The 12,890-nt window shown below is 72.2% G+C and carries 10 protein-coding genes; 5 read left to right on the forward strand and 5 right to left on the reverse strand.

Features of this window, described 5'->3' with window-relative positions; all coding sequences use genetic code 11:
* The first annotated feature begins 153 nt into the window (after positions 1-153).
* The 5 genes from AB0C15_RS04950 to AB0C15_RS04970 all read left to right on the forward strand — a co-directional run bounded on the left by AB0C15_RS04950 (position 154) and on the right by AB0C15_RS04970 (position 4,393).
* Positions 154-1,068, forward strand: coding sequence for an ABC transporter ATP-binding protein (locus tag AB0C15_RS04950; protein WP_357348776.1), 915 nt, complete (start codon positions 154-156; stop codon positions 1,066-1,068).
* Positions 1,061-1,966, forward strand: a complete 906-nt coding sequence (locus AB0C15_RS04955; protein WP_357348778.1) for an ABC transporter permease — start codon at positions 1,061-1,063, stop codon at positions 1,964-1,966. The genes AB0C15_RS04950 and AB0C15_RS04955 overlap by 8 nt, the downstream gene beginning before the upstream one ends.
* Positions 1,966-2,877, forward strand: a complete 912-nt coding sequence (locus AB0C15_RS04960) for an ABC transporter ATP-binding protein (RefSeq protein WP_357348780.1) — start codon at positions 1,966-1,968, stop codon at positions 2,875-2,877. Before AB0C15_RS04955 ends, AB0C15_RS04960 begins: the two co-directional genes overlap by 1 nt.
* Before the next feature lie 67 nt (positions 2,878-2,944).
* Positions 2,945-3,655 carry an ABC transporter permease subunit gene (locus AB0C15_RS04965; protein ID WP_357348782.1) on the forward strand — a complete coding sequence of 237 codons (711 nt, stop codon included), beginning with the start codon at positions 2,945-2,947 and terminating at the stop codon, positions 3,653-3,655.
* 93 nt (positions 3,656-3,748) lie between these two features.
* Positions 3,749-4,393, forward strand: a complete 645-nt coding sequence (locus AB0C15_RS04970) for a hypothetical protein (RefSeq protein WP_357348784.1) — start codon at positions 3,749-3,751, stop codon at positions 4,391-4,393.
* A 45-nt stretch (positions 4,394-4,438) separates the two neighbouring features.
* Here the strand turns inward: AB0C15_RS04970 and valS are convergent, their stop codons facing one another.
* The 5 genes from valS to AB0C15_RS04995 form a co-directional block, all read right to left on the reverse strand.
* Complete coding sequence (gene valS / locus AB0C15_RS04975) at positions 4,439-7,003, reverse strand: valine--tRNA ligase (protein WP_357348786.1); 2,565 nt, start codon at positions 7,001-7,003, stop codon at positions 4,439-4,441.
* Positions 7,004-7,084: 81 nt separating this feature from the next.
* Positions 7,085-8,965, reverse strand: a complete 1,881-nt coding sequence (locus tag AB0C15_RS04980) for an ABC transporter ATP-binding protein (protein ID WP_357348788.1) — start codon at positions 8,963-8,965, stop codon at positions 7,085-7,087.
* Positions 8,962-10,812 (reverse strand): ABC transporter ATP-binding protein, encoded by a 1,851-nt coding sequence (locus tag AB0C15_RS04985; protein WP_357349315.1) that lies wholly within the window; start codon positions 10,810-10,812, stop codon positions 8,962-8,964. Before AB0C15_RS04985 ends, AB0C15_RS04980 begins: the two co-directional genes overlap by 4 nt.
* Before the next feature lie 44 nt (positions 10,813-10,856).
* Positions 10,857-11,366, reverse strand: coding sequence for a methylated-DNA--[protein]-cysteine S-methyltransferase (locus AB0C15_RS04990; RefSeq protein WP_357348790.1), 510 nt, complete (start codon positions 11,364-11,366; stop codon positions 10,857-10,859).
* Complete coding sequence (locus AB0C15_RS04995; RefSeq protein ID WP_357348792.1) at positions 11,363-12,862, reverse strand: AlkA N-terminal domain-containing protein; 1,500 nt, start codon at positions 12,860-12,862, stop codon at positions 11,363-11,365. The genes AB0C15_RS04990 and AB0C15_RS04995 overlap by 4 nt, the downstream gene beginning before the upstream one ends.
* Between the last annotated feature and the right edge of the window lie 28 nt (positions 12,863-12,890).

The following is a 12,890-nucleotide window of genomic DNA, read 5'->3' on the forward strand; positions in this document are numbered from 1 at the left end:
TTTCCCAAGGCGGGGTCCGGCCGAACGCGGGACCGGCGGAAACGTCGCGAGCCCCCCGGTGCGGGACCTTAGGGGGCCGGCGGCGGAAGGATCAGGGGAGCGCCGGGGGCGCGCCGGTGTCCATGCTGGGCGTCGAGTCCCTACGCTTGGCGCGTGACACTGATCGCGACCCAGTCGCTCACCAAGACGTACGGAGGCCGGGTCACCGCGTTGGCCGACCTCACCGTCGCCGTCGAGCCCGGGATCATCGGCCTGGTGGGCGCGAACGGCGCCGGCAAATCCACGTTGATCAAGATCCTGCTCGGCCTGATCGCACCAACAAGTGGCCAGGTCTCGGTGCTCGGCATCGACCCGACCACCGACCCGGCGGCTGTCCGCGCCCGGGTCGGCTACATGCCGGAGCACGACTGCCTCCCGCCGGACCTGTCCGCCGCCGAACTGGTCACCCACCTCGGCCGGATGAGCGGCCTGCCCCGCACCGCGGCCCGGGAGCGGGCCTCGGAGGCGCTGCGGCACGTGGGGCTCTACGAGGAGCGCTACCGGCCGGTCGGTGGCTACTCGACGGGCATGAAGCAGCGTGTGAAGCTGGCCCAGGCGCTGGTGCACGACCCCGACCTGCTGCTGCTCGACGAGCCGACGAACGGCCTGGACCCGGCGGGCCGGGACGCCATGCTTGCCCTCGTGCACCGGATCGGCACCGAGTTCGGCATCTCCGTGCTGGTCTGCTCGCACCTGCTCGGCGAGGTCGAGCGGATCTGCGACACGCTCATCGCCATCGACGGCGGCCGGTTGCTGCGCGCCGACAACATCTCCGCGATGACCACGGCCACCGACGTGCTCGCCGTGGAGGTCAGCGAGGGCACCGACGAACTCGCCGCCCGACTCGCCGAGCTGAACCTGCCGGTGGCCCGGGACGGCCGACTGCTCCTCGTGCCGCTCGCCGACGACGGCACCTACGACCTGATTCTCGGCGCGGTCGCCGAACTGGACCTGCCACTGCACCGACTGGACCAGCGCCGGCACCGGGTGGCCGAACTCTTCGCCACGAGGGAGCTCACTCATGCCTGAGTCGTCCACCACCGCTGTGCGCCCCACGCCGACCGGCGTGATCCACGACATCGGCTACCAGCGCTACGAGGGGCCCAGGCTGGGTCGTCGGCAGGTCTTCGGCGCGCTCTACCTGCACGGTCTGCGCACCGCGTTCGGGTTCGGACGCAGCGCCAAAGCCAAGATCTTCCCGTGGCTGGTGGTCGGCATCGTCAGCCTGGTCGCGGTCGCCCTGGCCGCGATACGCAGCCAGATCGGCGAGCCGGTCGCCACGTACGCCCAGTTCGCCGACGCGATGAGCTGGCTGGTCATCTTCTTCGTCGCGGTCGTCGCCCCGGAGCTGGTCTCCCGGGACCTGCGCAGCGGCGTGCTTCCGCTCTACTTCTCCCGGCCGCTGCCGCGCGTCGACTACGCGTTGGCCAAGCTGCTGGCTCTGGTCACCACGCTCTGGCTGCTGCTCGGCGGGCCGCAGCTGTTGATGTTCCTGGGTGCCGCGTTCACCACCAAGCAGGGCATGCGCGGGGTGTGGAACGAGCTGCTCGACCTGCTGCCCGGGCTGCTCTACGCCGGGCTCTGGGCGGTGGTCTTCGCCTCGATCGGCCTGCTCGTCGCGTCGCTGACCGGCAAGCGTGCCTTCGCCGCCGGTGGGGTGGTCGCGGTCTTCCTGATGACCACCCCGATCGTGGGTGTGCTGAGCATCCTGCCGTCACGCACCGCCAACGAGTTGGCCGGGCTCGCCTCACCCTCCACGCTGGTGCAGGGGGTGGGCATCTGGTCGCTTGGTGACCTGCTTGTCGAGGGCGACCCGGGCGAGATGATGATCGGCGGTTTCGGCCCGGTCTACGCCCTGGCCGCGGTGCTGTTGGTCGCCGGTGCGACCGCCCTCCTGCTGGCCCGCTACCGGAAGGTCGCCTCCTGATGAGCACGCTGAGCCTGACCGGGGTGTCCCGGTGGTACGGCAACGTGGTCGCGGTCAACGACATCAGCATGGGCCTGGGGCCGGGCGTGACCGGCCTGCTCGGCCCGAACGGCGCCGGCAAGACCACGCTGCTGCACATGATGGCCGGGTTCCTCGCCCCGTCACGTGGCACGGTCACCCTCGACGACGAGCCGACCTGGCGCAACCCCGACGTCTACCGGCGGCTGGGGCTGGTCAGCGAACGCGAGGCGGTGCAGGGCTTCCTGACCGCGTACGAGTTCGTGCTCGCCAGCGCGAAGCTGCACCGGCTGCCCGACCCGGAGGCCGCGGCCCGGCGGGCGATCGGTCTGGTCGAGTTGGAGTCGGCGCAGGACCGACGGATCGGCACGTACTCCAAGGGCATGCGCCAGCGCGCCCGGGTGGCCGCGGCGATGGTGCACGACCCGCAGGTGCTGCTGCTCGACGAGCCGTTCAACGGCATGGACCCGCGCCAGCGGCTGCACATGATGGAACTGCTGCACACCCTCGGTGACGCCGGCCGGACGATCCTGTTCAGCTCGCACATCCTGGAGGAGGTCGAGCAGGTCTCCGGGACGGTGCAGGTGATGGTGGCGGGCCGGCTGGCCGCCTCCGGCGACTTCCGGACCATCCGCCGGTTGATGACGAACCGGCCGCACGTCTTCGCGGTGCGCTCCACCGACGACCGGGCGCTTGCCGTCGCGCTGATCGCCGAGGCGTCGGTGAGCGGGGTCGAGCTGGACCCGACCGGCCTGACCGTGCGGGCCGGCGACTACGGCGCGTTCACCCGGGCGCTCCCCCGGATCGCGCTGAACAAGGGCATCCGGGTGCGCCAGCTGGTGCCGTCCGACGAGTCCCTGGAGAGCGTCTTCTCCTACCTCGTGGAGGCGTGACCGGTGCCTGCGACGAGTGAACGAGCGCAGCGAGCGCGGCCCGCGGTCACGAACGAAGGAAGATGACATGTCGACGATTACCTGGATCACCGCGCGCGGGTTGTTCGGCCGACGTCGGTTCCTGCTACTGCTACCGCTGCCGTTGGTGCTGCTCGGGCTGGCCGTGCTCTGCCGGTCGCTGGGGGTGGACCCGGGGGAGTGGGGGCCGCCGGTGCTCGTCGGCCTCGGGCTGGCGGTCGTGCTGCCGGTGGTGGCGCTGATCATCGGCACCGGCGTGCTGGGCGCCGAGATCGACGACGGCACCGTGGTGCACATCCTGACCAAGCCCCTGCCGCGCTGGCAGATCGTCCTGCCGAAACTCGGGGTGTCCGCCGGCGTCACCGCAGCCACCGTCGCGGTGCCGCTCTACGTCGCGGGCGTGCTCGCCGACTCGGTACGCCTCGGTCTTGCCCTGGCGGTCGCGGGCGCGCTCGGTGCGCTTGCGTACTCGGCGTTCTTCCTCGCGCTCAGCCTGGTCACCAGGCGGCCGGTGCTGCTCGGCCTGGTCTACGTGCTGATCTGGGAAGGGCTGCTCGGCAACTTCGTCAGCGGCACCAAGGTGCTCTCCATCCAGCAGTACGTGATCGCCCTCGCCGACCGGATCGCCCCCACCGGGCTGCTGGAGACAAGCGTGTCGGTGCCGGTGGCGTCGGTGATGACCGCGCTGTTCAGCGTCGGCTTCACCGTGCTCGCCATCGACCGCCTACGCTCGTTCAGCGTGGCCGGCGAGACGAGCTGACGGCGGTGCGAGCCGCTGATCCGGCCAGCCCCCGCACGGCGGTAGGGCTGGCCGGATGGACCGGGCCGGCCACCCCGGGCCAGGCTTGTGGGCGTGAGCGTCGAAGCGGAGCGGACGTCGTTGGCTGAGCCGTACTCCCGGAGCAGCCGACCCTGGCTGACCAGCCTGGCCGTCGCCGGGCTGGCCTCTGCCACGGTCGCCACGGCGGCCCAGGGCAGCGGCCAGTTCCACTGGTGGGCGGTGTTCATCCTGATCCCGGCCGCGTTGATCGCGGCCAGTGGCGGGCCGCTGCTGATCCGCGGCGGTGGCCGGGCCTTCGCCGGGTACATGCTCGCCTGTGTCGGCACGATCGTCTTCGCGGTCGGGGCGCTGCTGATGTTCGGCGTGATGGGGCGGGGTTGGCCGCTCATGGTGGTGCTGCCGTGCCTGGCGGTCGCCGGCACCTACGGCTGGCGGGCGGCCCACCCACTGGCGCGCGGCCTGCACCGGGCGGTGGCGCTGCTCGCGCTGACCGGGGCGCTGCTGGGCGTGACGCTGCAACTGATCCGGGTGGATCTGATCGACCTGAAGACCGGGTGGTGGGGCGCTTTCCTGATGCTTGCCGGGGCCATCGTGCTCGGCAACGCGGGGGAGCTGACCCGACACCGGATGCCGTACCGCCTCCAGGCGATCACCCTGTTGGTGGGGCCCGCCGTGGTCGCGTTCCTGCTCGGGCTGCGTTTCCTGCGCGGGTGGTGACCCCGCCGGCCCGCCGCCGCCCGAGCGGGCGGCGGCGGGCACCGGTCAGAAGGCGCAGGCGATGACCAGCTCCGGGGTACGGTCCGGAAGCAGGTCGAGTTTGCCGATCCGCCCGGCCGCCCGTAGGTCGTCGGCGACCAGGGTGAGCTGCTCCAACAGCGCCGCCGGGCCGAGCGCCTCCGCCAGCGGCACCTCCGCCTTCATCGACAGCTTCCGCTCCGACTTGGCCCGCCGCACCTGGCTCAACGCGTCACCGGCGAGCCGCAGCAACGCCGGCTCACCCGAGCCCTCGATCGTCCGGGCCACCTCGTAGGTCGTCGGCCACGTCGCCCGGTGCACCGAGCCGTACCGCCACCACGACCAGACCTCCTCGGTCACGTACGGCAGCACCGGGGCGAACAACCGCAGCTGCACCGAGAGCGCCGAGGCCAGCGCCGCCCGTGCCGAGTCGGCTCCCGCCCCGGTGCCGTACGCGCGTTCCTTGACCAGCTCGATGTAGTCGTCGCAGAACCGCCAGAAGAACGCCTCGGTCACCTGCAACGCCGCCGTGTGGTCGTACGAGTCGAAGGCGCTGCTCGCCGCGGTGACCACGGTGGCCAGCTCGGCGAGCATGGCCCGGTCCAGTGGGGTGGTCGACGGGGCGCGTAGGGCGTCCGCCGCGCCCAACCCGAGCGCGAACTTGGACGCGTTGAGCAGCTTGGTGGCCAGTCGCCGGCCGACCTTGATCTGGGCCGGGTCGAAGGCCAGGTCCATGCCAGGCTTGCCGCTGGCCGCCCAGTACCGCACGGCGTCCGAGCCGTGCTGCTCCAGCAGGGCCAGTGGGGTGACGACGTTCCCCTTGGACTTGGCCATCTTCTTGTGGTCGGGATCGAGGATCCAGCCCGAGAGCACGGTGTCCCGCCAGGGCAGCACCCCGTGCTCGAAGTGCGAACGGACCACGCTGTCGAAGAGCCAGGTCCGGATGATCTCCTGCCCCTGCGGGCGGAGGTCCATCGGGAAGACCTGGGCGAACAGGTCCGGGTCGGTCTCCCAACCACCGACGATCTGCGGGGTCAGTGAGGACGTGGCCCAGGTGTCGAGCACGTCCGGGTCGCCGATGAAGCCGCCGGGCTGGCCGCGCTGCGACTCGTCGTAACCGGGTGCCGGGTCGCTTGACGGGTCGACCGGCAGCGCGGACTCGTCCGGCGTGAGAGGGTGGGACCAGTCCGGTTCGCCAGCGTCGTCGAGCCGGTACCACACCGGCACCGGCACCCCGAAGAAGCGTTGGCGGCTGACCAGCCAGTCCCCGTTCAGGCCGCCCACCCAGTTGTCGTAGCGGTGTTTCATGTGCGCCGGCACCCAGTGCAGCTCCGCGCCCCGGGCCAGCAGCGTGGCCCGCAACGCCTCGTCCCGGCCGCCGTTGCGCAGATACCACTGTCGAGTCGAGACGATCTCCAGTGGCCGGTCGCCGCGTTCGTAGAACTTGACCGGGTGGGTGATCGGGCGTGGTTCGCCGATCAGGTCACCGGCGTCGGCAAGCATCCCGACGATCTCCCGGCGGGCGCCGTTGACGGTCTGCCCGGCCAGCGCCGCGTACGGCTGCGCCGGCACCCCGTGCGGCGGCTCGGACAGCAGCCGACCATCCCGGCCGATCACCACCCGGGTGTCCAACCCCAGCTCACGCCACCACGTCACGTCGGTCAGGTCACCGAACGTGCAGACCATCGCGACGCCGGTGCCCTTGCCGGGTTCGGCGAGTGGGTGGGCGTACACGGGCACCTCGACGTCGAACAGCGGGCTGCGGACCGTGCCGCCCACCAGATCGGCGTACCGCTCGTCGTCGGGGTGGCAGACCAGCGCCACACAGGCCGGTAACAGCTCGGGCCTGGTGGTGTCGATGAGCACCTCACGGCCGTCGGGCGCGGTGAACCGCAGCCGGTGGTACGCGCCGGGGCGCTCCCGGTCCTCCAGCTCCGCCTGGGCGACCGCCGTGGCGAAGCCGACGTCCCAGAGCGTCGGCGCCTCCGACTGGTACGCCTCACCGCGGCGCAGGTTGCGGACGAACGCCCGCTGGCTGGTGGTCCGGGCGAACCGGCCGATCGTGGTGTACGTCAGGGACCAGTCCACCGAGAGCCCGAGCCGCCGCCACAGCGACTCGAAGACCTGCTCGTCGGTGACCGTCAGTCGCTCGCACAGCTCGATGAAGTTGCGCCGGGAGATCGGGGTCGGGTCGCGGCGGGCCGCGTCGTCGACAGGCGCCGCCGGTGGCCGCCACACCGGGTCGTACGGCAGTGCCGGATCGCAGCGCACCCCGTACACGTTCTGCGCCCGACGCTCGGTGGGCAGGCCGTTGTCGTCCCAGCCCATCGGGTAGAAGACCGCCTTGCCGCGCATCCGCTGGTACCGGGCCGTGGTGTCGGTGTGCGTGTACGAGAAGACGTGCCCCATGTGCAACTCGCCCGATACGGTCGGCGGCGGGGTGTCGATCGAGAACACGTCCCTGCGCTCCTTCGAGCGGTCGAACGCGTACGTGCCTTCCTCCTGCCAGCGGCGTGCCCAGCTCTCCTCGAGCCCGTCCAGGGTCGGACGCTCGGGAACGCCGGCACGGGCCGTCCTCGCCGTATCGGTCATGCTGCGATCGTAGGCACCTCCCGGGTGCGGGGCGACGGAGTTGCGGCCGAACACACCGGCGGCGGTTCCGCGCCGCCGCCGCTAGATCAGCGAGTCACGCCACTGGCGGTGCAGGGCGGCGTACCGGCCGTCGGCCTCGGCGAGCACGGCGGGCGGGCCGTCCTCGACCACCTCTCCGCCGTCGAGGACGAGCACCCGGTCGGCGGTCTCCACTGTGGAGAGGCGATGCGCGATGACAAGTGCGGTGCGGTCGCGCAGGACGGTGCCGAGTGCCCGCTGCACGAGACGTTCGGTCGGTACGTCGAGCGACGACGTCGCCTCGTCGAGGATGAGCACCGTCGGGTCGGCCAGGAACGCGCGGGCGAACGCGACAAGCTGCCGCTGCCCGGCGGAGAGCCGGCCGCCGCGCCGGTGCACCTGGGTGGCGTACCCCTCGGGCAGCGCGGTGATGAAGTCGTCCGCGCCGATCGCCCGCGCGGCGGCCCGCACGGCGGCGTCGTCGGCCCCCGGGGAACCGAACCGGATGTTCTCCGCGACGGTCCCGCTGAACAGGTGGTTCTCCTGTGTCACGAGCACCACCGCGCGTCGCAGGTCGGCGTCGCACACGTCGCGCAGGTCGACCCCGTCCAGTCGGATGGTGCCGGTGTCGGGGTCGTGGAACCGGGCCACCAGCTTCGCGATCGTCGACTTGCCCGCCCCGGTCGGCCCGATCAGCGCCACCGTCTGCCCGGCCGGCACCGTCAACTCCAGCCCGCGCAGGATCGGGGTGTCGGAACGGTAGCCGAAGCCGACGGCCCGGAAGACCAGCTCGCCCCCGCCGGGCCCGGTCGGCAGCGGTGTGGGCCGGGTCGGTTCGGCGACCGTCGGCCGCTCGTCGAGGACCCCGGCCAGCTTCTCCAGTGCGGCGGTGGCCGACTGCAACGAGTTGTAGAACTGGCTCAGCTCCTGCATCGGCTCGAAGAAGCGGCGCAGGTAGAGCAGGAACGCGGCGAGCACACCGATCTCGGTCTGCCCGCCGAGCACCCGCCAACCGCCGTAGCAGAGCACCGCCGCCACGGTGACGTTGCCGATGAGTTTGATCGCCGGCGAGTAGGTGGCGATCAGCCGGAACGCGTGCAGGCTGCTTCGTCGGTAGTCGTCGCCGAGCGCCACGAAGATCCGTTGGTTGCGCGGCTCCCGGCGGAACGCCTGCACCGCCCGGATGCCCCGCATCGACTCGACGAAGTGCACGATGACAAGTGCCACCGCGTCCCGGGTCCGTCGGTACGCGCTCGCCGACGACCTGGCGAACCAGCGGGAGAGCCAGAACAGGAACGGGAAGGCGAACAGCGTCACGGCGGCGAGCGGCAGGTCCAGCCAGAGCAGGATGGCGGCCACCGAGAGGATCGAGAGCCCGGCCAGCACCAGGCTGTCGATCCCGCCGTCGACAAGCTCGGCGATCGAGTCCAGGTCGCTGGTGAGCCGGGAGACCATCCGGCCGGACGTGTACCGCTCGTGGAAGCCCACCGACAGTCGCAGGAAGTGCCGGAACACCCGCTGTCGCAGGTCGAGCAGGACTGCCTGGCCGATCCGGGCGGAGAGGGTGAGGAAGCCGCGGCGGGCCGCGTACTCGGTCATCGAGGCCACCGCGAACGCCCCGGCGACGGTGATCAGCGGGCCGGGGTCGCCGCCGCGCAACGGCGGGATGGCCCGGTCGATGCCGATCATGACCAGGTACGGACCGGCCATCGCGGCGGCGTTCTGGGCCAACAGCAGGCTGACCGCAGCGGCGAGTCGCCTCCGGTGCGGGCGGAGCAGGTCGCCGAGCAGGACGCGACTGAGCCGGCGTAGCCGGGCCACCGCTTCGGGGCTGGTGTCCTCGGCACGACTCCGGTCGGCCTCCGGGTCGGTGGCGGTGCCCCGCCACCGGTCGAGCTCGGGCTCCTCCTCGGGCGGTGGGTCGGCCTGCTTCGGCACGCTCACGAGCGCACCAGCCCCCACCCGTCCGAAGGGGACGGGCTCGGCCCGCTGGCGCCGGACGCCGGTGGCTGGCCGGCGGGCGGCTCGGCGGCGAGCAGCGCCCGGTACGCCGGGACGGTGGCCAGCAGGTCGGAGTGCCGGCCGGTCGCGGTGACCCGGCCGTCCTCGAGTAGGGCGACCCGGTCGGCGAGCGCGATCGTCGACGGACGGTGCACCACCAGCAGCGCGGTGCTGTCGCACAGGACCTGGCGCAGCGCGGCCTCGACGAGCGCCTCGGTGTGCACGTCGAGCGCGGAGAGCGGGTCGTCGAGCACCAGCACGGCCGGTCGGCCGAGCACGGCCCGCGCCAGCGCGAGTCGTTGCCGTTGCCCGCCGGAGAGGGACAGCCCCTGCTCGCCCACCCGGGTGGCCAACCCCCAGGGCAGGTCGTACGCGAAGTCGGCCTGGGCCAGGGCGAGTGCCGCGCGGACCTCGTCGTCGCTGGCGTCCGGGCGGCCCAGGGTGAGGTTCTCCCACACCGACATGGAGAAGAGCGTGGGCTCCTCGAACGCCACCCCGACCAGTCGGCGCAGCGAGGCCAACCGCAGCTCCCGCAGATCGTGCCCGTCCAGCGTGATCCGGCCGGCCGTCACCTCGTTGAGCCGGGGCACCAGGGAGAGCAGCGTGCTCTTGCCGCAGCCGGTTGCGCCGACCAGGGCCACCGTCTCGCCCGGCTCGATGCTCAGGTCGATCTCGTGCAGCACCGGTGCGGTCGCGCCCGGGTAGCTGAACGCGACCCGCTCGAAGCGCAGTCGACCGTGCACCGCGACGCGGGGCAGCGCGATGGCGCCGGGAGAATCCACGATCTCCGGTGGGGTGTCCAGCACCTCCTGGATCCGGTCGGCGGCGGTGGCCGCCTCCTGACCGTTGGCGATGATCCAACCCAGCGACTGCACCGGCCAGATGAGCATCAGTTGCAGGCTGACGAACGCGACCAGCTCGCCGATGGTGAGCGCACCGTGCGCGGCGGCGGCCGCCCCCGCCGCGAGCACCACGCCCAGGGTCACGTTCGGCACCAGGTCGAGCAGCGCCGAGGTGTTGGCCAGCAGTCGTCCCTTGCCGACGCCCGTGTCGTGCAGCCGCCGGGCCGCGCCGGCGAAGCGGGCCGCCAGTTCGGGCCCCCGCCCGTACGCCTTCATGGTGCGCAGGCCCTGCGCGGTCTCCTCGACCAGGGTCGCCACGTCGCCCTGCTGATCCTGCATGCGGCGGGACGCGGCGTGGTAGTGCCGCCCGAACCGGCGACTGATCAGCAGCAGCGGCACCGCGCTTGCCGCGACGAGCACCCCGAGCGCCGCGTGCAGGTTGATCAGCAGCACCACCACGACCACGTACGTGGTCAGGTTGAGCACCAGGAAGAACACGCCGAAGGAGAGGAACCGGCGGATCACCGAGAGGTCGCTGGTGATCCGGGAGAGCAACTGGCCGGACTGCCAGCGGTCGTGGAAGCTCGTCGGCAGCCGTTGCAGGTGGGCGTAGACGTCGGCACGCAGCGCCGCCTCCATGCCCACCGCCGAGGACGACTGCACCCAGCGGCGGATGAAGATGAGCACCGCCTCGACGACACCGAGCAGCAGCGCGAGGCCACCGAGCTGGAGCAGCCCGGCCGGTTCGTGTCGGGCCACCGGCCCGTCCACGACCCGCTGCACGACGAGCGGGACGGCGATCCCGGCCGCGGTGCCGGCGAGCCCCGCGACGAGCAGCCAGACGAACTCGGCAGCGTACGGGCGCAGGTAGGGGCGCAGCCGCCAGAGGTTGTGCGCGGGGCGAGTGCGCGCGGCGGCCCGTGCGGCCGGGTCGCCGTCGCTCTCCACAGGCACTACCAGACGGTAGCGTCTTACCGCCGTCGATGCTCCTGTCAGCTTGCTGTCAAGCGCCGCTCGTGACCGAGAAGCCACTTCTTCACGTCCAGCCCCCAGCGGTAGCCGCCGAGCGTCCCGTCGGTGCGGAGCACCCGGTGGCAGGGCACGAAGAGGGCTGCCGCGTTCCGGGCGCAGGCGGCCGCGGCGGCCCGCACCGCAGGCGGTCGACCGGCAAGCGCGGCGTACCCGGTGTAGGTGACCGGGGTGCCCGCCGGCACGTGACGTAGCACCTGCCAGGCGTGGGCCATGAATTCTCCACCGGTCTGTTGGCGGACCGGCACCGCGTCGATGGCGGCAAGATCACCGTCCAGGTAGGAGTGGACCGCCGCGCTGACCGGGCCGAGGTCGGCCCGCTCCCGCAGCGGCGCCCGCAGGGCCGGGTGAACCAGGGGCAGCAGCGCCGCCGGGTCCGGGGTGAAGCCGGCCGCCCGGACGTCACCGTCAGGCCCGGCGAGGATGCTGAGCGGGCCGGTGGGTGTGCCGAGCACGGTGCTGTCGATGTTCATGCCGCTCTCCAGAGTCTGATCGTGGCGTAGGACCGCCAGGGACGCCACCGTTCGGCGTACCGGTCGAGGGTTGCCGGGGTGTCGGGCAGGCCGAGCGCGGCGGCGCCGCGTCGCACCGCGAGGTCGGAGCTGAGCAGGATGTCCGGGTCGCCGAAGGCGCGCATGGCCAGGTAGTTGGCGGTCCACGGGCCGATGCCGGGCAGCGCGAGCAGCCGTCGGACGGTGTCCTCCCGATCCACCCCCGCCGCAAGGTCGACGGATCCGTCCACCACCGCCCGGGCCAACCCGCGCAGAGCCTCCCGCCGCGCCACCGGCATCCCGAACCCCGAGTCCGGCAGCGACAGGAGTTCCTCCGCCTCCAGAAACCCCCGCAGCGTCGGTTCCGCCGGCTCCGGCGGTTGATCATGAAGTTGTTGTCCCGACACGCCGTCGTTCGTGGCAACAACTTCATGATCAATGCGGGAGTGGGTGGTCAGGAGGCGGGTCAGGGTTGTTACGGCGGAGGTTACCGAGACCTGTTGGCCGATGATGGCGCGGACGGCCAGCTCGAAGGCGTCGACCGACCGGGGGACCCGGATGCCGGGTTCGGCAGTGACCGCCAGGGCGAGCACCGGGTCGGCGGCAAGCGTGGCGTCGATGGCCGCCGGGTCCGCGTCCAGGTCGAGCAACCGTCGGCAGCGGGCCACCGCCGGCGCCAGGTCGCGCAGGTCGGCGAGCCGCAACGTCGCCGCGACGTGCCCGTCCGCCGGGGTCAGCGCCACCTGGGCGGTGCCGTGCGGCAACCGAAGACCCCGGTGGTACGTCCCGTCGCGGACCTCCTCCACACCGGGCAACGCCCGCACCGCGAAGAAGTCCAGCAGCGCCCGGGCGTGCAGCGGCGGGCGGTACGCCAGCCGGAGCGCGATGGTGCCCGCCCCGACCGGCGCCTGTTTGCGGCCACGGGCCGCGCGCAGGTCCGACGGGGCGCTCGCGTACACCTCGCGAAGCGTGTCGTTGAACTGCCGCACGCTGCCGAAGCCGGCGGCGAACGCGATCTCGGCCATCGCCAGGTCGGTCGTCTCGATCAGGATCCGGGCGGTCTGGGCGCGCTGGGCCCGAGCCAGTGCGAGCGGCCCGGCACCCATCTCGGCGCTCACCATCCGGTGCAGGTGCCGCTCGGTGTAGCCCAGCCGGGAGGCAAGCCCCGGTACGCCGTCCCGGTCGACGACCCCGTCGGCGATCAGCCGCATCGCCCGACCGACCACGTCCGCGCGGACGTCCCAGAGCGGGGAACCGGGCGCGGCGTCCGGCCGGCAGCGGCGGCAGGCGCGCAACCCGGCACCCTGCGCGGCGGCGGCGGACGGGAAGAACCGGACGTTCTTCCGCTTGGGTGTGATCGCCGGGCAGGACGGCCGGCAGTAGATGCCGGTGGACGTCACACCGGTGTAGAACCAGCCGTCGAACCGCTGGTCACGGCTGTCCACGGCCCGGTAACACCGCTCGAAGTCCAGCTCCATGTCACCGATGATGCCCCGCTCGACGGGT

This window comes from Micromonospora sp. NPDC048835 (assembly GCF_040649995.1).
In the GTDB taxonomy this organism is placed as follows: Bacteria; Actinomycetota; Actinomycetes; order Mycobacteriales; family Micromonosporaceae; genus Micromonospora.